This window comes from Szabonella alba, assembly GCF_016765775.1.
GTDB lineage: Bacteria > Pseudomonadota > Alphaproteobacteria > Rhodobacterales > Rhodobacteraceae > Szabonella > Szabonella alba.
Genome location: NZ_JAESVN010000003.1, coordinates 488,344 through 507,836, shown reverse-complemented (window position 1 = coordinate 507,836; position 19,493 = coordinate 488,344). Strand labels below are relative to the sequence as shown.

Below are 19,493 nucleotides of genomic sequence, written 5' to 3'. Positions count from 1 at the left end.
CGCTCAAGGGGGGAAACACCCAAGGGGCGGCGGAAATGCACGCAACGGCGTCACATTTCCGCATGCTGCCGCTTTGTCGGGCAGCCGCTTGCGCGCCCTTCGCCATCGGCTAGGCTGGCCGCAACAGAAAGGCATTGCCATGACCCAGCTAGACAGCGATTTCACCCGCCGCCAGTTTCCCGCCTTCGACAGCCCGCTGTTGTCTGCCGGGGCCTTCTTTGAAAATGCGGGCGGGTCCTTTCCCTGCCGGCAGGTTGTGGACCGGCTGACGCGGTTCTACACCCATCGCAAGGTGCAGCCCTATGCGCCCTATGAGGCGTCCCGCCTTGCAGGCGAGGAGATGGACGAGGCCCGCACGCGGCTTGCCGCCCTGATGGGGGTGGCATCGGATGAAGTGTCCTTCGGCCCCTCGACCTCGGCCAATACCTTCGTTCTGGCGAAGGCGCTGCGGCGGCATATCGCGGATAAGGGCGGTGCGGTGGTCGTTACCGATCAGGATCATGAGGCGAATTCCGGCGCATGGCGCAGGCTGGCCGAGGATGGCATCGAGATCCGCGAATGGCGCATCGACCCGGCGACGGGCCATCTGGACCCGCAGACGCTGCGCCCCCTGCTGGCCGATGGCCGCGTGCGGCTGGTGGCCTTTCCGCATTGTTCCAACGTGGTGGCGGCGATCAACCCGGTGGCCGCGATCTGCGCCATGGCGCGGGAGGCGGGCGCGTTAAGCTGTGTCGACGGGGTCAGCTATGCCCCCCATGGCCTGCCCGACATTCCCGCGCTGGGGGCCGATATCTACCTTTTTTCGGCCTACAAGACCTATGGCCCGCATCAGGGCATCATGGTGATCCGGCGTGAGGCGGGCGAGGCACTGCCCAATCAGGGGCATTTCTTCAATGGCGGCTCGCTTTACAAACGCTTTACCCCCGCAGGCCCCGATCACGCGCAGATCGCGGCCTGTGCGGGCATGGCCGATTACATCGACGCCGCCCATGCGCATCACTTTCCGGGCAGCGGGGCTGGGCCGCTGGCGCGCAGCCGCGCCGTGCATGACCTGATGCGCGCCCATGAAACCGCGATCCTGCAACCCTTGCTGGATTTTCTGGCCGACCGGAACGACCTGCGCCTGATCGGCCCCCGCGACGCCGCGACCCGCGCCCCCACCGTGGCGCTGGTCCATGACCGGGAGGGGGAGAAACTGGCGATGGATCTTGCCCCGCATGGCATCATGGCGGGCGGCGGCGATTTCTACGCGGTCCGCCCCCTGCGCGCGATGGGCGTGGACCCCGACCACGGCGTGCTGCGGCTGAGCTTTGTGCATTACACGACGAAGGAGGAGGTGGGGCGGCTGGTGGAGGCGCTGGGGCGGGTGTTGTGAGGGGGAGGATGGCTCGAAGCTGCCGGTTGAGCATCGCCGATGCTGCGCGGCGGCATTCCCGGGAGCGGCCGCTAGACACCGGTTACAACATTTCAAACTAATGAGGGTCTGCGGTATGGGCGTTCGCAACTGCGCAGCGTGATCTGCTGCCGAATGCTACTCGGAGAGAAAGCGGTAGTTCACCAGACATGTTCCACTACAATCACATCGAATGTCGCTTGGCGGAATCCTAAAGAGAGTGATTTACATGCTGCGGCGCCCGACAATGAATGGTTACAACTAATGGCCATCTGAGACGGTATTTGAAAATTAAAACCCTTGCTATTCAATCTGAAATTCTGGATCGAATTCTCCTACAAACCAATCCAAGCTCATTTCCTGCCTTCCACCAGACAACAAGCAATACTACCCCCAAGGACAGCCCGAGAAATGCGACGATAGTGAAAATGTTGAAGTGCCGCTCCGGCATCGTTGTAGTCAGAAGGGACACAAGGAAAGACAGGCCAACGGATAGGAAAAATATCGAGAAATTGAAGTGTGTAGAACTCGGGGAGCCGCGCTCTAGAACCCCAAGCTCATAATCTGTTATTTCGTAGAGAGTCAGGGAATCGACTTTTCCCCGCTTAATTTTCGGTTCGTTTGTCCCTGATGAGTGCGCATCATTCTGGTCACCGGCATCTGTCATAGCCATTTCTTGAGCCATTCATTTTTGCACCTCGAATTGCGCCAAGCAGCTTCAGTTCCAGACTTTACGACAAAAAGACGGTCATTCTTGTCCATCACATCGAAAAGTCGATCCCTTAGTTCTTTCGCGGATTCATCCGTCACAACCGCCCATGTAGACTCACTAATTTTGGCCCACGCAGTCCTAGACTTTAGCTCTTCGTAGAGCCTTTCATAATCTCCGCCTTTCACTAAGTCGTAAGAAACTATGTAAGTTGTCATACTGCAGATGATCCCCCAGGACGACCTTGAGTGAAAATGTCGCACAAAACATACATAGTCGGAGACGCCCATTCAATGAAAAATGTAATCCAGTAGATACTTATTTTGAAATTTTACGACAACGAAATCGGCACCTGAACGCGCTGATGGGTTGTGTTGACACTGCTCTGCGAGGCGGTCATTTGCCCCCAGAGACCTACAGATAGCTATTTTGCCGTGCAGCAACGAATGCCTTCCCCTCAGAAGACTGCAGCACAGCAGAGCTGGCGGGTCTGTTCCAAGTGTCGTGCCGAACCAACTTGCTGCACGTGCTGCGCTGTGGCCTGCCTGAATGTTGCAGAACGGCTCTGAGTGGCGTGCGGCGGGGTAGAGTGAGTAATCCTAGATTGACGGGACCTCCCGACCGCTGTGTAGGGGCGGGCAGTCCGAAGCTACCGTTCGAAAAGGTCGAGCGAGCGCAGTCGTACGAGGACCATCACTGCCCCTCACCATGGGTTCACACGTCACACCGCCACTCTATTAACAGCCCACCCCCCCAACTGATCCAACCCGCCCCCTCCTGCGTAACCCCTTTCCACACCGGAAAGATCGCAGCCCATGCCCGACCGTCCCCTCCTTCTCTGGTTCCGCCGCGATCTGCGGCTGGATGACCATCCGATGCTCACGGCGGCGGTGGCGACCGGGCGGCCGCTGATCCCGGTTTTCATCCTCGACCCCGAGACCGAGGCTTTGGGCGCCGCGCCGAAATGGCGGCTGGGGCGGGGGTTGGAGGTTTTTGCCGAGACGCTGCAGGGCCTCGGGTCCCGCCTGATCTTCCGGCGGGGTCCGGCGCTGGACAGCCTGCGCGCGCTGATCGCTGAGGCCGATGCGGCGGGGGTGGTCTGGTCGCGCGCTTATGATCCGGCCTCGATCACGCGGGACAAGACCGTGAAGGCAGGTCTGCGGGAGGGCGGCTTGCTGGCCGACAGCCATCCGGGCCATCTGCTGCATGAACCCTGGACGGTGGAAACGGGGCAGGGCGGGTATTACCGCGTCTACACCCCCTTCTGGAAGGCGGTGAAGGACCGCCCGCTGCCCGACGCGGCCCCTGCGCCGAAGGCCTTGCGCAGTCCCGACACATGGCCCGCCAGTGATGCGCTGGCGGACTGGCATCTGGGCGCTGCCATGCGGCGCGGTGCGGATGTGGTCGCGCGCTATTCCATCCCTGGTGCCGCCGAGGCGGAACGGCGTCTGGCCGATTTCCTCGACGGTCCGGTTGACGGCTATGGCGAGCGGCGCAACCTTCCCGCCGAAGCGGCTACCTCCGCCCTGTCGGAATTCCTGAGCCTTGGGGAAATCGGCCCCCGCCGGATCTGGCATGCCGCCTTTCGCCGGATGCAAGAGGGCAGCCCGGGTGCCGAAACCTTCCTGAAGGAACTCGTCTGGCGCGAATTCGCCTGGCATCTCCTGTATCACAGTCCTCATATCGCGACCGCGAACTGGCGTGAGGACTGGGAGGCCTTTCCCTGGCGCGACGACAATCCCGATGCCGAGCGCTGGCGGCAGGGCATGACGGGCGAACCCTTTGTCGATGCGGCCATGCGGGAAATGTATGTGACCGGGCGGATGCACAACCGCGCGCGGATGATCGCGGGGTCCTATCTGACCAAGCACCTGCTGACCCATTGGCGTGTGGGGCTGCGCTGGTTCGAGGACTGCCTGACCGACTGGGATCCGGCCTCGAACGCGATGGGATGGCAATGGGTGGCGGGGTCCGGCCCCGATGCCGCCCCCTATTTCCGCATTTTCAACCCCGCGACTCAGGCCGAGAAATTCGACCCCGATGCCGCCTATCGCCATCGCCATATCGCCGAACTGACCCGCCATCCCGGTGCGCTGGCGCTGGATTATTTCAGGGCGGTGCCGAAGTCCTGGGATCTGGCGCCCGACCGGCCTTATCCTGAACCGCTGGTCGATCTGGCCGAGGGGCGGGCGCGCGCGCTTGCCGCCTATCAGCGGCGGGATACTGCCGCGCAGGACGGCTGAACTTGCGGGAATCACCGAATTTCGGAACAATACACGGCCGGAGGCCAAGGAAACGCATGACGATACCGACCCATACGACAGCGACCGGAACAACATCGGCCAGCGCGATCCTGACCGGCACGGCGGGCCAGAAGGGTCTGCCCCGGCATTTTGCGCAGGTCTTCCGGCAGGCGCAGGGGCTGTCAACCGGACGGCTGGACCTGATCCTGCCCGACGGGCGCCGCTTTCGCGCCGAGGCACCCGCCCCCGGGCCGCATGCCGTGGTCGAGATCCACAATGACGATCTTTTTGCCCGGCTGATCCGAGAGGGCGATATCGGCTTTTCCGATGCCTATCTGGATGGCTGGTGGTCCACCCCCGACCTGCAATCCTTCATGGATCTGGTCCATGCCGACAATGACGCGCTTTATGACGGCTTTTACGGGCTGGCGATCCTGCGCGCGTTCGAGCGGTTCCGCCACTGGCTGCGCGGCAATTCGAAAACGCAGGCGCGCCGGAACATCGCCCATCACTATGATCTGGGCAATGATTTCTACCGGCTCTGGCTGGATGAGACGATGACCTATTCCTCGGCCCTGTTCCGCAGCGGTCAGGAAAGCCTTGAGAAGGCACAGATCCAGAAATACGCCTCCATGGTGGACCGGATGGGCGCGCGTCCCGGCGATCATGTGCTGGAGATTGGCTGCGGCTGGGGCGGTTTTGCCGAATATGCCGCCGCCGAACGCGGGCTGCGCGTGACGGGGCTGACGATCTCACAGGCGCAGTATGATTTCGCGGTGGACCGGATGGCAAAGGCGGGCCTGTCGGACCGGGTGACGATCAAGTTGCAGGATTACCGGGATGAGCGGGGGCTTTACGACGGCATCGCCTCGATCGAGATGTTCGAAGCCGTGGGCGAAAAATACTGGCCGGTCTATTTCGAGACATTGCGCGAGCGGCTGAAACCCGGGGCCAATGCGACGCTGCAGATCATCACGCTGCAGGAAAAGCGCTTTGAGGTCTATCGCAAAGGGGTTGATTTCATTCAGAAACACATCTTCCCGGGTGGCATGGTGCCCAGCCCTTCGGCGCTGCGGCGTGAGGTGGAACGCGCCGGGCTGGACCTGCGGGAAAGTTTCGAATTCGGGCGCAGCTATTCCGACACCCTGCGCCGCTGGCATGAAACCTTCAATGACCGATGGGAGGATGTGGCGCGGCTGGGCTTTGATGACCGGTTCCGGCGGATGTGGAATTATTACCTTACCTCTTGCGCCGGTGCCTTCCAGAGCGGAAACTGTGATGTGACACAGATCACCGTGACCCGTCCTGCTGGCTGAAACTTGGCTTCCTGAAACGGGTCGCCTGAAACCGGGCAGGCGGGGCGGGCCGGACAACGGGCCGGATAGTGAGACAGGCGCAGGGACAGGATGCCGACATTCTCGAAACTGATCGCGGCGGTCGCCTTTGCGGCGGTGGCGCTGTTTTCGGCGCAGGCCTTCATGGCGGCGCATCCGGATGGCGTTCAATATGGCCAGTTCCTGCCTTTCTCGACCCTGATCGGCCTTCTGTGCGGCTGGCGCATCATGGGGCGGGCGACAGGGCAGGGCTACGGCGCGGCCCTTGGGTCCGGGGTCAAGACCTCGGCCATGATCGTGGTCTGGGCGCTGATCGTGTTTTCCATCGTGCTGATGGTGCGCAAGGCGTTCCGCAAACGCTATGACGGGCCGATGGAGGCGGTGGTCGATATTTTCGCGCTGGCGCTGGAACAGGTGCAGTTGATGCTGAACGCGCCGTTCCTGCTGACGCTGCTGATCGGTGGCCTGCTGGGCGGACTGATCTCTGAATGGGCTAGGCGCCGCTGGGAGTGACATGACCGACACCGTTTTCGTCTGGGGGGAGCTGTGCCACCCGCCGCTGCTGTCGCTTGTGCTGGGGTCGGATGATCTGCCGGAGGCCGTTCCGGCGCAGCTGCCCGGCCACGCCCTGCGGCGGATGGATGAGGTTGCGGCCCTGATACCCGATCCAGGCCAGTCCGCGCCGGGGCTGTTGATCGGGCCAGTGCCGCAGGGGATGCGCGCACGGCTGGAACGCTATCAGGGTTTTCACGACAGGGCAGCGCTGGTTTACCGGGTCGAGGGGCCGGAGGGCCCGGTTCAGGCGCTGGTGCATCTGCCCCCCTCTGAAACCGCGGATCTGCCGCCATGGGATGCCGGGCGCTGGCTGGCCGATGGTGCCGCTTTCGCGCTATCTGTCGCGGCCGAGGTGATGCAATTCCACCCCGGCCCCATACCCGCCCCGCAGCGCAAGACCCCGATGCGGGTGCGCGCCGCCAGTCGTGCACGGGCAAGGGCCAAGGACGCGCCGGTGCTGATCCGTCACGATGCCATGGCCGCCGATACCCGCGTCGGCGCGCATCGTGAGACCTATGCGAACTTCTTTTCGGTTGAGGAATATGACCTGACATGGCGGCGTTTCGACGGCACCTTCGGTCCGGTCGTGACCCGTGCCAGTTTCATCTCCGGTGACGCGGTGACGGTGCTGCCCTATGATCCGGTCCGCGACAGGGTCTTGCTGATCGAACAGTTCCGGGCCGGCCCATTGGCGCGGGGCGACCGTCAGCCCTGGCAACTTGAGGTGGTTGCAGGCCGCATCGACCCGGGCGAAAGTCCCGAAGAGGCCGCGCGCCGTGAGGCGGTCGAGGAGGCGAGGCTTCATCTGGGCGCACTTTTGCCAATTGCGGCCTATTATCCGTCGCCGGGGGCGAAAACCGAATATCTTTACTCGTTTATTGCGCTGACGGATCTGCCGGACGGATCGGCCATCATCGGCGGTGAGGAAAGCGAGGCGGAGGATATCAGGGGCCATCTGGTCGGCTTCGATGCGCTGATGGATCTGGTTGCCAGCGGTGAGATCGCAACTGCGCCGCTGATCCTGTCCGCGCTCTGGCTGCAACGTGAACGGCCCCGCCTGCGCGGCGCGGCGGTCTGATCGCGGGCAAATCCCGCAGGTCCGTGAACGCGCCCCGCTTGAGTTTCCCGGCCCCGGGCCCTACACCTTGGGGCAAAGCGGAAAGGATATTCGCCATGCAGATTTACAAGGATCTGGCCGATGCGATCGGCAAAACCCCTCTGATCCGGCTGAACAAGGCCAGTGAGATGACGGGCTGCGAGATTCTCGGCAAGGCGGAATTCATGAACCCGGGCCAGTCGGTCAAGGATCGTGCAGCGCTTTTCATCATCCGCGATGCAGTCGCGAAGGGGCAGCTGAAACCGGGTGGCACGATTGTCGAGGGCACGGCGGGCAATACCGGCATCGGTCTGGCGCTGGTCGGGGCCTCGATGGGGTTCCGCACCGTGATCGTGATTCCCGAAACGCAAAGTCAGGAGAAAAAGGACATGCTGCGCCTTGCCGGGGCAGAGCTTGTTCAGGTCCCGGCAGCCCCCTATCGCAACCCCAACAACTATGTCCGCTATTCGGGCCGTCTGGCCGCTGAACTGGCCAAGACCGAACCCAATGGCGCGATCTGGGCCAATCAGTTCGACAATACCGCCAACCGCATGGCGCATATCGAAACCACCGGCCCCGAGATCTGGGACCAGACCGGCGGCAAGGTTGATGGCTTCATCTGCGCGGTTGGTTCGGGCGGCACGCTGGCCGGGGTGGGCATGGCGCTGCAACCCCATGGCGTGAAGATCGGTCTGGCCGATCCCGAGGGCGCGGCGCTGCACAGTTTCTATACCGAGGGCAAGCTGGAATCGCCCGGAACCTCGATCACCGAGGGCATCGGGCAGGGCCGCATCACCGCCAATCTTGAAGGCTTCCGCCCCGATTTCAGCTATCGCATCCCGGATGCCGAGGCGCTGCCCATCGTCTTTGACCTTCTGGCCGATGAGGGGCTTTGCCTTGGCGGATCCTCGGGCATCAATATCGCGGGTGCCATCCGCATGGCGCGCGAAATGGGACCGGGCAAGACCATCGTGACGGTGCTGTGCGATTACGGCACGCGCTATCAGTCGAAACTGTTCAACCCCGAATTCCTCAAGGCCAAGGGGCTGCCGGTTCCCGCATGGCTTGACCGTCCGGCGGCGGGCATCCCGACCGTGTTCGAGGACGCATGAGATATTCGGTGCCGAAAGTGACCTTGCGTCTTCTGCCCGTTCTTGTGCTGCTGGCTGGACTGCTGCTGGTCTTGCCGGGCAGTGCATGGGCGCAGGCGAATTTCTCGACCGGGGCGGGGCCGAATGACAGTGCCACCGCGCCCGGGCCGGACCAGCCGATTGACTATGAGGCATGGCGCGTCATCGCCGAGGAAAGCGAGGCGCTGATCGGCACGCCCGGTGTCAGCGAGGTGCGGCTGGAACAGATGCGCGCCGAACTGGTGCATTGGCGCGAGCGTTTTCTTGCGGCTCAGGGCGCAAATTCCAGCCGCATCGCCACGCTGCGCGGCCAGATCGAGGCGCTGGGGCCAGCCCCGGCTGAAGGTGCGACCGAGTCCGAGGAAATCGCGGCCCTGCGCAACGATCTGAATGAACAGTTGCTGCGTCTGCAGGCCCCCGGCATCAGCGCGGTCGAGGCCCATAGCCGCGCCGATGGTCTGGTGCGGGAAATCGACCGTATCCTGCGCGACCAGCAGGCCGAGGCGCTGCTGCAACTGTCTCCGTCGCCGGTCAATCCGGTGAACTGGCCTCAGGCCATTACCGCATTTTACGACAATATCGGCAAACTGGTGCAGGAATTGCGCGCCAACTGGTCCGATGCCGGGCGGCGGCAGGAACTGACCGACAATCTGCCGGTGGTGATCGGCCTGCTGCTGTTCGCGGCCCTGATGATCCTGCGCGGCCGCCACTGGATCGAAGGGCTGGCGCAGCGCCTGCAGGCCAAGGCCTCCAGCCGGGGCCGTGAGGTCTGGGCTTTCCTTGCCTCGCTGGGTGCGATCATTGTGCCGCTGACCGGAGTTGTCGCCGTGGCGACCGCTTTCGTGCTCAGCGGCATGGCAGGGCCGGTCGGCATGGTTCTGGCGCAGAACCTTTTCGGCATCGGCTTTTCCATCTTTGCTGCTTTCTGGCTGGCCGGCCGGCTGTTCCCGGCGCGGGAAGAGGCTGCCTCGGCGCTGCGCCTGACCGTGCAGGAGCGCGCACAGGGCCGGTTCCATACGGTTCTGATCGGTGTTGCGCTGGCGGTTGAAACGGTGCGCCGCGTGGTTCTGCCCGAAGAGGCGATGTCACCCGCCGCAGCATCCGTTCTGGCCTATCCGACGGTCGTCGTCATCTGCATCGCGCTGTTCTATATCGGCAAGCTGATGGTGCGCCATGACAAGGCCGTTCTGGCCGCCTCGGAAATCACCGATGGCGCGACCCAGAACCGCGGGGTCTATGACCGGCTGGTCGGCTTCATCGGCAAGGCGATGATGGCGGTGGCGCTGCTTGCGCCGCTTCTGGGGGCAGCGGGCTATGTCGCGGCGGCAACGGCAATGGCCTTCCCGGCCGCGATGTCGCTGGCGCTGATCGCACTGCTGACGCTGTTGCAGCGGTTCGTGGGCGACCTGTGGACCGTCATCACCCGGTCCGACGATTCGGGCCGGGATGCGCTGGTGCCGGTGCTGTTCGGCTTTGTTCTGGTGCTGGCCTCGCTACCGCTTTTCGCGCTGATCTGGGGCGCACGCGGGTCCGAACTCGCCGAGATCCTGTCGCGCCTGCGCGAAGGGTTCGTTCTGGGCCAGACCCGGATCTCGCCCTCCGATTTCATCGTTCTGGGCCTTGTCTTCGGCATCGGCTATCTGGCCACGCGCCTGGTGCAGGGTGCCTTGCGGTCGTCGATCCTGCCCAAGACCTCGATGGATCAGGGCGGTCGGAATGCCGTTGTTGCCGGTGTCGGCTATCTGGGCATATTCCTTGCCGCCCTGATTGCTATCACCACGGCGGGGATCGACCTTTCGGCGCTGGCCATCGTGGCCGGGGCGCTGTCAGTCGGTCTGGGCTTTGGTCTTCAGAACATCGTGTCGAACTTCGTATCCGGCATCATCCTTCTGATCGAACGTCCGGTATCCGAAGGCGACTGGATCGAGGTCGGCACGGTCATGGGCACGGTGCAGTCGATCTCGGTGCGCTCGACCCGGATCCAGACCTTCGACCGCACCGATGTGATCGTGCCGAATTCGGACCTGATTTCCGGCACGGTGACGAACTGGACCCGATTCAGCCTTTCGGGACGGATCATCATCAAGGTTGGCGTCGCCTATGGCACCGATTCCCGCAAGGTGGAGCGTATCCTGTCCGAGATCGCCGAGGCGCAGCCGCTGGCGGTGCTGAACCCGCCGCCTGCGGTGGTTCTGATGGGCTTCGGTGCCGACAGTCTGGATTTCGAGATCCGCATGATCCTGCGCGATATCAATTTCGGGCTGGGCGTGCGGTCGGATATCAATCACGAGATCCTGCGCCGCTTTGCCGAGGAAGGCATCGAAATCCCCTTCGGCCAGCGCGATATCTGGCTGCGCAATCCCGAAAAGCTGCGTGATGCGCTGGTGCCGGGCGGTGGGGGTGAGTCGCCCAAGCCCAAACCCGAGGCGGCAGAGGCTGGTTCTGCGCCACGCCCCACACCGCGGATATCTTCCCTTGATGCGGATGCCCCCGATCCGGGCGAGGGGCCGGATATGACCGGGCCCGCAGATGCAGGACGCTCCTGATGACCGAACTTCTGTTCCGCGACGACCCCTATCTGGCCGAGGCCGAGGCGCGCGTCATCGCGCACACGCCCGAGGGCGGCATCGTGCTGGACCGTTCGGTCTTCTATCCGACCTCGGGCGGGCAGCCGGGCGACAGCGGCCGTCTGATCTGGCAGGAGGGGGTGATTCCTGTCGCCACGGCGGTGAAGGCCGAAGGTGGCCATGTCGCGCTGGTTCCGTCCGAACCCGTGGCGATGCCACCCCCCGGCACGCTGCTGCGCCAGCAGATCGACTGGACCCGCCGCCACCGCCATATGCGTGTCCATACCGCGCTGCATCTTTTGTCAGTGGTGATCCCGCTGCCGGTCACCGGCGGGCAGATCGGCACGGATCGCGGGCGGCTGGATTTCGACATGCCCGACCCGCCCGAGGATATCGCGGCGCTGGAGGTCCGGCTGAACGGACTGATCGCGCGTGATCTGCCGGTGACGGAAAGCTGGATCACGGATGACGAATTGCTGGCCAATCCCGGACTGGTCAAGACGATGTCCGCGCCGCCCCCCATGGGGCAGGGCCGCGTGCGTCTGGTGCGGATCGGGCAGGGCGCGGATCAGATCGACCTGCAGCCCTGCGGCGGCACCCATGTCGCCCGCACCGCTGAAATCGGCCGCATCGCCTTTGGCAAGATCGAAAAAAAGGGCCGTCAGAACCGCCGCGTCACGATTTCGCTGGTGGACTGACCGTTCCGGCCGAAATGACCGGTGCCGCGGCGGCGCGATAGTGGCGCAGCACAAAAACCCGGATCGCCGAGGCCAGCCCGATATCGCCCGCGCGCCCCTCGTCGATCTCGACCGCCAGCGCATTGATGCCAAGGCCCCGCGCAGTGGCGATCTCACGGAAGGCCAGCCAGAATTCCGCCTCAAGCGACACCGATGTACGATGACCGCGTAAGGTAAGGGAATGTTTTTCGGGCCGCGCGCTCATTCCGCTCTATCTTCTTCCCGTCGCGCCCCGTCCAGATCACGCCGCACTTTCGCGGCTTCGGCCTGATCGCGCAGCCGTTCAGCCTTGCTGCGCCCGAATTTCACCGCATTGGCATCAGCCTGCGCCCGCTTTTGCGCGCGCGCCCTCTCCTTGCGGACCCGGTTGAGACTGGTCACTTCCGCCATGCGCCGTCTCCTTCCGGCCCGCCTGCTTTCATCTGTTCCCAAATATCCTCGGGGGGTGCGGGGGGCAGACGGCCCCCCGTTCAAACGGCAACGCCGCGCGCAAACCTCAGCACTTGGGGCCGATCATATCCTCGGGCCGCACCACACGGTCGAAGGTTTCCCCATCCACGAAACCAAGCGCAATCGCCTCTTCGCGCAGGGTCGTGCCGTTCTTGTGCGCGGTCTTGGCCACCTTGGTCGCGTTGTCATAGCCGATGGTGGGTGCCAGTGCCGTGACCAGCATCAGCGATTCCTTCATCAACTTGTCGATCCGCGCGGTATTGGCCTGCGTGCCCGCCACCATATTGTCGGTGAAGGATCCCGCCGCATCGCCCAGAAGCTGCATGGATTGCAGCAGATTGTAGCTCATCATCGGGTTGTAGACATTCAGTTCGAAATGCCCCTGACTGCCGGCAAAGCCGATGGCGGCGTCATTGCCCATCACATGCGCGCAGACCATGGTCAGCGCCTCGGCCTGTGTCGGGTTCACCTTGCCCGGCATGATCGAGGAGCCGGGCTCATTCTCGGGCAGGATCAATTCCCCCAGGCCCGATCGCGGACCCGAGCCCAAGAGCCGCAGGTCATTGGCGATCTTGAACAGGCTGGCCGCCACGGTTTTCAGCGCGCCCGAGAACATTACCATCGCATCATGCGCGGCCAGTGCCTCAAACTTGTTGGGCGCGGTGACGAAGGGCAGGCCGGTGATCGTGGCAATCTCGGCCGCCACGCGGGCATCCCAGCCGACCCGCGTGTTCAGCCCCGTGCCGACCGCCGTGCCGCCCTGCGCCAGTTCATAGATATCGGGCAGGCAGGCCTTTACCCGCTCGATCCCCTTGGCAACCTGATGGGCGTAGCCGCCGAATTCCTGACCCAGCGTCAGCGGCGTTGCATCCTGCGTATGGGTGCGACCGATCTTGATGATATCTCTGAACTCTTCGGATTTCGCGGCCAGCGCGGCATGCAGCTTTTCCAGACCGGGCAGCAGCACATCCCGCGCCATCATGCCGGTTGCCACATGCATCGCGGTCGGGAATGTGTCGTTCGAGGACTGCCCCATATTGCAGTGGTCATTCGGATGGACCGGCTTTTTCGTTCCCATCACGCCGCCCAGCATCTCGATCGCGCGGTTCGAGATCACCTCATTGGCATTCATGTTCGATTGCGTGCCCGATCCGGTCTGCCAGACGACCAGCGGGAAATTGTCGTCAAAGCGCCCCTCGATCACCTCGGTCGCGGCGGCGTCAATCGCATCGGCCAGTTCCGGCGCCATATCGCCCTGTGCCTTGTTGACCAGCGCGCAGGCCTTCTTGATGACGCCAAGCGCGCGGATGATCGCGACGGGCTGACGTTCCCAGCCGATAGGGAAGTTCCGGATCGAACGCTGGGTCTGCGCGCCCCAGTATTTGTCGGCGGGCACGTCAAGCGGGCCGAAGCTGTCGGTTTCGGTGCGGGTCGCGGTCATTTCTCGCCTCCTGTCGCTGTTGCGACGGGCATAGAGCAGGGGCGGGCGTAAATCAATCGGTATGCGGTGGTATACCGATTTTGCACCCCATGGCTGCAGGCGATCTCGGAACCCGCCCTGACGCGTTACTTGCGGAACTTGTCGAGGCTGACCACTTCGGCCTCATGCGGCGGATCGGGGTCGTCGTCGCCGTCATCCCCGGCGGGGTCGTCGCCGTTCTCATCCTCGTCGTCATCCTCGGCATGGGTCTCGAACCGCAGGCCGAATTCCACCGACGGATCGACAAAGGTCACCAGCGCATCAAAGGGAATCACCAGCGGTTCAGGCTGATTGCCGAAATTCAGCGTGATCGAGAATCCGTCCTCGGTGACTTCCAGATCGCGGAACCAGTGCTGGATCACGATGGTCATGTCGCCGGGATAGCGGGCGCGCAGCCAGTCGGCGATATGCACATCGGGATGGGTGGTGTCGAAGGTGATGAAGAAATGATGCGCCCCAGGCAGCCCGTTATTCGCAATATCGGTCAGCACGGACCCGATCAGGCCGCGCATCGCCCGGTGCATCAGATTGCCGTAATCAATGGTCCGCGTCATTTCATCCCCGTTCATCATGTCGCCAGCATAGGGGATTCGTGTCTGAAAGGAAGGGCTGAAAGGCGCTTGCGGCGGGATGAAAGCGCGGCCTTTCGTCAGGTTCCGCCCTTGCCGCCGCCCCGAAATCTGGTGCAGGCCCTCTTCGATCAGCCACTGGGGCGGATCAGTTCGCGCAGCAGTTTTTCGCGCATCGCGCGGGGATAATCCTGCAATCCGCGTGCGGTCATCACAAAGGCCCCCCGTGTGATGACCCAGTTGCGGTAAAAGGCGCTGATCGGGGCGCTCTGGCCCATATCCTCAATCGCGATGGCATTGATCTCGATCCCGGCGGCAATGGCATCCGCCCTTGCGCGCCCGGCGGTGTTGCCGACATTTTCCGGCCCGTCGCCCGATATGTCGATGACCCGTCGGCGACAATCGGGCACAGCGTCGAACTGCTCAGCGGCGAAGGCCAATGCCTCACCCACGGCGGTATCCGAGCCTGAAAACGCGCGGGGCAGCGCATCGACCTGTGCCGTGAAATCGCGCAGATGGCGCGGGGACAGGATCCGGTGCCAGGGCAGGGACAACGCCTGCTGCCCGACGCCCGACCATTGCACCACCGCGACCGCAACCTGCCCCTGCAACAGGGCCGCCGCAACATCCGGGTCGCGCAACGCCTGCGCCAGCCCGACCGTCTGCAGCGCATATTCGCCCCGGTCGATGGACCCCGAAACATCAATCGCCAGCAGCAGCGCCGTGTCGCAGGCCCGCGCGGCAGGGGCGGTCGCGGCGGTCAGGGCAAGGCAAAAGGCAAGCGCGCGGATCATCGCCCGATCCTGCGGCCAAGTCCGGTGCCGGGCAAGACAAATCCGGAAGGCCGCGCCCCAACCCTACGCGCTTTACCGCGTCAGGATCATCCGGTCGCCCGCGATCTCGATGCGGAAGCGGCCAAGGTAATCCATGCCCAGCAGCCCGCCCTCCATATCCCCATCGGTGACATAGGCGTTCAGCCTTGCATCCTGGATCGGCCCCAATGAGACATCCTCCAGCGTGACCCGCGCGGTGCGCACGATGCCGTTCGCGGTTTGCGCCGTGCCCAGATAGACCAGTGCGTCGGGATCAATGCCAAGGGATTCGGCGGTGTCGCGTCCGATCACGATATTGGTGGCCCCGGTATCGGCCATGAAGGTCATGTCCCGGTCGCCGATCTGCAGGGTGACATAGTAATGCCCGTCCGGCGCGCGCGGGATCTCTATCGTGTTGGCATCGACGACCGACTGGCGCGGAACGAGCGTGCTGCGCATATCCGTCCACAGCCCGTAGCCCGCCATCAGCCCGACAATGATCAGCCCCCAGGCCGCCGCCTGCCGCAGCGCCTGTCCCATGCGGCCCCGGAATTCCACGAATACATAGCCGCCCACGGCGACGATCAGGAGGCCGAGATAAAGCAGGCGGGCAGTCATGTCTCCGTCCATGGGGGGTCCTTGTTCTAAAAGGGGACTGGGGTGATATGGGGAAGGGGGCTGCGGCAGGCAAGACGGATCTCAGCCGATCAGGCCGGTGCCGCGCACCCCGTCGATCACGAATTGCACCGAAAGCGCGGCCAGCAACATACCCAGAAGCCGCGTGATGACCACGGTTCCGGTGCGCCCCAGCGCGCGTTCCAGCGGTCCGGCAACCAGAAAAAGCAGGAAAGCCATCAGCACCACGCCCAGCATGACCAGATGCACCGCCAGCGTGCCCTGCCAGCCACCCGATTGACCAACCAGCAGGATCATCGTCGCAATCGCCCCCGGCCCCGCGATCAACGGAATGGCCAGCGGAAAGACCGATGGATCATGGTCGCTGACCGTGGTCTGGCCCTCGCGCCGCTGGGTGCGGCGTTCGAACAGCATGTCCAGCGCGGTCAGGAACAGAAGGATGCCGCCCGCGATGCGGAAGGCAGGCATGGAAATGCCGATGAAGCCCAGAACCGCCTCACCCGCCAGTCCGAACAGCGTCAGGATCGCGATGCCGACAAGACAGGCGCGCAGCCCGATGGCGCGGCGCTGCATGGGTGACATGCCCGGTGTCAGGGCGATGAACAGCGGGATAAGACCCGGCGGGTCGATCACCACGAAAAGCGTGGCAAAGGCGGTGATGAGAAAGGCCATGTCCATGTCCCGCAATAGCCGGCGGCGGCGGCGCGTGGCAAGCCTTCTATGTCGGGCCGGAAGGGCGGATGGGAAACAGCGAAAAGGGGGATGGCAGAACCACCCCCCTGATCATCAGACCGGTCCGGGCGCGCAGGTCCAGCCGGGGCTGAGTGTGCAAAAGCCGGTTGAGTATTCGGCCGTGATTACTCGGCTGCGACTTCGGCGCCTTGGAACACGCGGAACCGGGTTTCGTCCTCGATGAAAGTCTTCGGCCCGATCTCGGCCTCGTTGGACCCGAAGGGCATCTGCGCGCGCAGGGCCCAGCTTGCGGGCAGGCCGAACTCCTTGGCAACGGCCGCGTCGATCAGCGGCTGATAATGCTGCAGGCTGGCCCCGATGCCGACCTCGGCCAGCGCCGTCCAGACGGCAAATTGCGCCATGCCGGCGGAATGTTCGGAAAAGACCGGGAAGGCATCTGCATAAAGCGGGAAGTTTTCCTGCAGCCCTTTCACCGTATCCTGATCCTCATAGAACAGCACCGTACCCGCGCCTGCGGCAAAGGACTCCATCTTGGCCTTGCTCGGTGCGAAATCCGCTGCCGGAACCACGGGGCGCAGCGCCTCGGTCACGATGTCCCAAAGCCGTTCCGAGGCCGCGCCGAACAGGATCACGACGCGCGAGCTTTGCGAGTTGAAGGAGGAGGGCGCAAGCCGCACCGCCTCTTTCACCAGCGCCTCGATCTCGGCGGGGGAGTGTTTCAGATTGCGGCCAAGCGCGTATTGCGTGCGGCGTTTGGTGAAAAGATCGAGTGCTGCGGTTTTCATGGTCATGTCCCGATTTTGCAGTTGCAGCACAGATCTGCGCCCCGGCGCGCGGTTCTTCAAGGCCGGGGTCTGTGCAGGGATGCAGAGGAGGTCTGCGTTTCGGCGTGATGCGCGCGCCACCGCACGGCAGGCGCCCGGAGGGCGGGCAAGACAGCCGGGCCGGGTCAGAAAGTCGGGGCAGGGGGCGCTGCCCCCTCACGGCCCCGGCGGGGCCGTTTCACCCCCGGGGTATTTGAACCAAGAGAAAGGGGCAGAGCGGCTCAGGCGGCGGCGCCTTCCAGCGCCTCCTGCGCCTTCAGCCAGAGCGCCTCGGCCCGGTCGAGCCCTTCCATCACCTCGGCATATTTCTTTTGCCAGGTTTCCATCTCACCAAGGCGTTCAGGCTCATAAAGCGCGGGATCGGCAAGTTTTTTTGCCAGCCGGTCGCGCATATCGTTGAGCTTGGCCAGACGGTCCTCACATTTGCGCACCTCGGCGCGCAAGGCAAGAACCTCGTCGCGCGTGGCGCGGCGGGGTTTGGGCGCGGAGGCCTTGGCCGGTTTGGTATCATCCTCACCGGCAAGCAACTGGCGGCGATAGGCGTCCAGATCCTCGGTATAGGGTTTGACAGTGCCGCCCTTGACCAGCCACAGCCGGTCCGCGACCAGCCCCAGCAGATGCATGTCGTGGGACACAAGGATTACAGCACCCGAATAGGTGGTCAGCGCCTCGACCAGCGCCTCGCGGCTTTCCATGTCGAGGTGGTTGGTCGGTTCGTCAAGGATCAGCAGATGCGGCGCGTCCAGCGTGGCCAGCAGCAGCGATAGCCGTGCCTTCTGCCCGCCGGACAGCCGCCCCACCACGGTTTCGGCCTGATCGGCCAGAAGGCCGAAGCCCGCAAGGCGCGCGCGCAGGCGCGGCTGACCCTCGGCCGGGCGCAGGCGCTGCAGATGCTGCAGCGGGGTTTCGTCGATGAACAGTTCATCCACCTGATGCTGCGCGAAATAGCCGATGCGCAGTTTCGAACTTTGCGTCATCTGCCCCGCGCCCGGTTTCAGCTTGCCCGCCAGCAGCTTGGACAGCGTCGATTTGCCCTCGCCATTGCGGCCCAGCAGCGCGATGCGGTCATCCTGATCAATGCGCAGATCCAGACCGCGCAGCACCAGCGGCCCGCCATAGCCGACACCCGCCGCGTCAAGATTGATGATCGGGGGCGAAAGCTCCTCGGGCTCGGGAAAGGTGAAGACCTGTTTGCGCGCCTCCTCGGGCGGCGTGATGGTTTCCATCTTTTCCAGCATCTTGACCCGGGACTGGGCCTGCACAGCCTTGGAGGCCTTGGCCTTGAACCGGTCCACGAAGCTTTGCAAATGGGCGCGGCGGGCCTCCTGCTTTTTCGCCTCGGCAATCAGCACGGCACGGCGTTCGGCCATCTGGCGGGCGAACTGGTCATAGGGGCCGGTCCAGTAGGTCAGCTTTTTCTCATCCAGATGCAGGATGCCCTGCACCGCACGGTTCAAGAGGCCGCGATCATGGGAAATGATGATGACCGTATGGGGATACTTCGCCAGATAGCTTTCCAGCCACAGCGCGCCTTCGAGATCAAGATAGTTGGTCGGTTCGTCCAGCAGCAGCAGGTCGGGCTGCGCGAACAGCACCCCCGCCAGCGCCACGCGCATCCGCCAGCCACCCGAGAAATCCGAACAGGGGCGCAGTTGCGCCTCGGCGTCGAATCCAAGCCCCTTGAGGATGCTGGATGCGCGCCCTTCGGCCGACCATGCGTCGATGTCGGAAAGCCGCGTCTGCACCTCGGAAATGCGATGCGGGTCGGTCGCGGTTTCCGCCTCGGCCAGCAGCGCTGCGCGTTCGGTATCGGCGGCCAGTACCGTATCGAGCAGCGAAGTGGCGGAAGACGGCACCTCTTGCGCGACGCCGCCGATGCGGGATCGCGCGGGCAGGCTGATCTCGCCGCCTTCCAGCGCCAGTTCTCCCCGGATCAGGCGGAAAAGCGTCGTCTTGCCGGTGCCGTTTCGCCCCACAAGGCCGACCTTGTGACCGGCGGGAATCGTGGCGGAAGCGCCCACCAGCAGCGGGCGGCCTTCGACGGAATAGGAAATGTCTGATATACGCAGCATGGGCGCCCCATGCCTGAAAGGCGGGGCAGGGTCAATGCTGTGCCCTTGTTGCGGTGACTGCCGTGTTGGCGTCGCGGGTTGACTGTTCCAGCGCCGGTTCCTGTGGCGAGGCTTTTCAAGGCGTCATGCCCATGCTAGCAGGGCGCCGCAATAACTGGGCGCCGAGGTGCGCCCCCCATATGAAGCGAGAGAA

At 63.9% G+C, this 19,493-nt stretch carries 17 protein-coding genes; 8 read left to right on the top strand and 9 right to left on the bottom strand.

The features are described from left to right. Positions 1-139 precede the first annotated feature (139 nt). From JL811_RS10055 to JL811_RS10020, 8 genes are all read left to right on the top strand, one after another. Positions 140-1,375, top strand: coding sequence for an aminotransferase class V-fold PLP-dependent enzyme (locus JL811_RS10055; RefSeq protein WP_202688469.1), 1,236 nt, complete (start codon positions 140-142; stop codon positions 1,373-1,375). Between the two features lie 1,542 nt (positions 1,376-2,917). After that, positions 2,918-4,345 carry a cryptochrome/photolyase family protein gene (locus JL811_RS10050; protein ID WP_202688468.1) on the top strand — a complete coding sequence of 476 codons (1,428 nt, stop codon included), beginning with the start codon at positions 2,918-2,920 and terminating at the stop codon, positions 4,343-4,345. 56 nt (positions 4,346-4,401) lie between these two features. Further along, positions 4,402-5,661, top strand: coding sequence for an SAM-dependent methyltransferase (locus tag JL811_RS10045; protein ID WP_202688467.1), 1,260 nt, complete (start codon positions 4,402-4,404; stop codon positions 5,659-5,661). A 90-nt stretch (positions 5,662-5,751) separates the two neighbouring features. Next, a complete protein-coding gene (locus JL811_RS10040) occupies positions 5,752-6,192 on the top strand; it encodes a TrgA family protein (protein WP_202688466.1) in 441 nt (146 codons plus the stop codon). A gap of 1 nt (position 6,193) precedes the next feature. Beyond that, on the top strand, positions 6,194-7,312 hold the full coding sequence (locus tag JL811_RS10035) for an NUDIX domain-containing protein (protein WP_202688465.1): 1,119 nt from the start codon (positions 6,194-6,196) through the stop codon (positions 7,310-7,312). Between the two features lie 95 nt (positions 7,313-7,407). Further along, a complete protein-coding gene (locus JL811_RS10030) occupies positions 7,408-8,442 on the top strand; it encodes a cysteine synthase A (protein ID WP_202688464.1) in 1,035 nt (344 codons plus the stop codon). Further along, a complete protein-coding gene (locus tag JL811_RS10025) occupies positions 8,439-11,006 on the top strand; it encodes a DUF3772 domain-containing protein (protein WP_202688463.1) in 2,568 nt (855 codons plus the stop codon). The genes JL811_RS10030 and JL811_RS10025 overlap by 4 nt, the downstream gene beginning before the upstream one ends. After that, positions 11,006-11,725: an alanyl-tRNA editing protein gene (locus JL811_RS10020; RefSeq protein ID WP_202688462.1), complete on the top strand. Its 720-nt coding sequence runs from the start codon at positions 11,006-11,008 to the stop codon at positions 11,723-11,725. Before JL811_RS10025 ends, JL811_RS10020 begins: the two co-directional genes overlap by 1 nt. Here JL811_RS10020 and JL811_RS10015 read toward each other — a convergent pair. The 9 genes from JL811_RS10015 to JL811_RS09975 all read right to left on the bottom strand — a co-directional run bounded on the left by JL811_RS10015 (position 11,703) and on the right by JL811_RS09975 (position 19,300). Further along, positions 11,703-11,969 carry a ribbon-helix-helix domain-containing protein gene (locus JL811_RS10015; protein WP_202688461.1) on the bottom strand — a complete coding sequence of 89 codons (267 nt, stop codon included), beginning with the start codon at positions 11,967-11,969 and terminating at the stop codon, positions 11,703-11,705. The two genes, JL811_RS10020 and JL811_RS10015, sit on opposite strands and share 23 nt — an antisense overlap. Beyond that, complete coding sequence (locus JL811_RS10010; RefSeq protein WP_202688460.1) at positions 11,966-12,154, bottom strand: DUF4169 family protein; 189 nt, start codon at positions 12,152-12,154, stop codon at positions 11,966-11,968. The genes JL811_RS10015 and JL811_RS10010 overlap by 4 nt, the downstream gene beginning before the upstream one ends. A 106-nt stretch (positions 12,155-12,260) precedes the next feature. Further along, on the bottom strand, positions 12,261-13,655 hold the full coding sequence (fumC, locus tag JL811_RS10005; protein WP_202688459.1) for a class II fumarate hydratase: 1,395 nt from the start codon (positions 13,653-13,655) through the stop codon (positions 12,261-12,263). A 125-nt stretch (positions 13,656-13,780) separates the two neighbouring features. Then, positions 13,781-14,248, bottom strand: a complete 468-nt coding sequence (locus tag JL811_RS10000) for an SspB family protein (RefSeq protein WP_202688458.1) — start codon at positions 14,246-14,248, stop codon at positions 13,781-13,783. Between the two features lie 146 nt (positions 14,249-14,394). Continuing rightward, entirely contained in the window at positions 14,395-15,057 is a 663-nt protein-coding gene (locus JL811_RS09995; RefSeq protein WP_202688457.1) for a DUF1194 domain-containing protein, read from the bottom strand. Positions 15,058-15,129: 72 nt separating this feature from the next. Further along, positions 15,130-15,705: a retropepsin-like aspartic protease family protein gene (locus JL811_RS09990; protein WP_202688456.1), complete on the bottom strand. Its 576-nt coding sequence runs from the start codon at positions 15,703-15,705 to the stop codon at positions 15,130-15,132. Positions 15,706-15,774: 69 nt separating this feature from the next. Next, positions 15,775-16,389: a MarC family protein gene (locus JL811_RS09985; protein WP_202688455.1), complete on the bottom strand. Its 615-nt coding sequence runs from the start codon at positions 16,387-16,389 to the stop codon at positions 15,775-15,777. A gap of 179 nt (positions 16,390-16,568) precedes the next feature. Beyond that, positions 16,569-17,195, bottom strand: a complete 627-nt coding sequence (locus JL811_RS09980; RefSeq protein ID WP_202688454.1) for a nitroreductase family protein — start codon at positions 17,193-17,195, stop codon at positions 16,569-16,571. A 254-nt stretch (positions 17,196-17,449) separates the two neighbouring features. Further along, positions 17,450-19,300 (bottom strand): ABC-F family ATP-binding cassette domain-containing protein, encoded by a 1,851-nt coding sequence (locus JL811_RS09975; protein ID WP_202688453.1) that lies wholly within the window; start codon positions 19,298-19,300, stop codon positions 17,450-17,452. Positions 19,301-19,493: the final 193 nt, after the last annotated feature.

Coding starts and splice junctions, on each gene's coding strand:
- JL811_RS10055 (WP_202688469.1), top strand. CDS start 140: ATGACCCAGCTAGACAGCGATTTCACCCGCCGCCAGTTTCCCGCCTTC.
- JL811_RS10050 (WP_202688468.1), top strand. CDS start 2,918: ATGCCCGACCGTCCCCTCCTTCTCTGGTTCCGCCGCGATCTGCGGCTG.
- JL811_RS10045 (WP_202688467.1), top strand. CDS start 4,402: ATGACGATACCGACCCATACGACAGCGACCGGAACAACATCGGCCAGC.
- JL811_RS10040 (WP_202688466.1), top strand. CDS start 5,752: ATGCCGACATTCTCGAAACTGATCGCGGCGGTCGCCTTTGCGGCGGTG.
- JL811_RS10035 (WP_202688465.1), top strand. CDS start 6,194: ATGACCGACACCGTTTTCGTCTGGGGGGAGCTGTGCCACCCGCCGCTG.
- JL811_RS10030 (WP_202688464.1), top strand. CDS start 7,408: ATGCAGATTTACAAGGATCTGGCCGATGCGATCGGCAAAACCCCTCTG.
- JL811_RS10025 (WP_202688463.1), top strand. CDS start 8,439: ATGAGATATTCGGTGCCGAAAGTGACCTTGCGTCTTCTGCCCGTTCTT.
- JL811_RS10020 (WP_202688462.1), top strand. CDS start 11,006: ATGACCGAACTTCTGTTCCGCGACGACCCCTATCTGGCCGAGGCCGAG.
- JL811_RS10015 (WP_202688461.1), bottom strand. CDS start 11,969: ATGAGCGCGCGGCCCGAAAAACATTCCCTTACCTTACGCGGTCATCGT.
- JL811_RS10010 (WP_202688460.1), bottom strand. CDS start 12,154: ATGGCGGAAGTGACCAGTCTCAACCGGGTCCGCAAGGAGAGGGCGCGC.
- fumC (WP_202688459.1), bottom strand. CDS start 13,655: ATGACCGCGACCCGCACCGAAACCGACAGCTTCGGCCCGCTTGACGTG.
- JL811_RS10000 (WP_202688458.1), bottom strand. CDS start 14,248: ATGACGCGGACCATTGATTACGGCAATCTGATGCACCGGGCGATGCGC.
- JL811_RS09995 (WP_202688457.1), bottom strand. CDS start 15,057: ATGATCCGCGCGCTTGCCTTTTGCCTTGCCCTGACCGCCGCGACCGCC.
- JL811_RS09990 (WP_202688456.1), bottom strand. CDS start 15,705: ATGGACGGAGACATGACTGCCCGCCTGCTTTATCTCGGCCTCCTGATC.
- JL811_RS09985 (WP_202688455.1), bottom strand. CDS start 16,389: ATGGACATGGCCTTTCTCATCACCGCCTTTGCCACGCTTTTCGTGGTG.
- JL811_RS09980 (WP_202688454.1), bottom strand. CDS start 17,195: ATGACCATGAAAACCGCAGCACTCGATCTTTTCACCAAACGCCGCACG.
- JL811_RS09975 (WP_202688453.1), bottom strand. CDS start 19,300: ATGCTGCGTATATCAGACATTTCCTATTCCGTCGAAGGCCGCCCGCTG.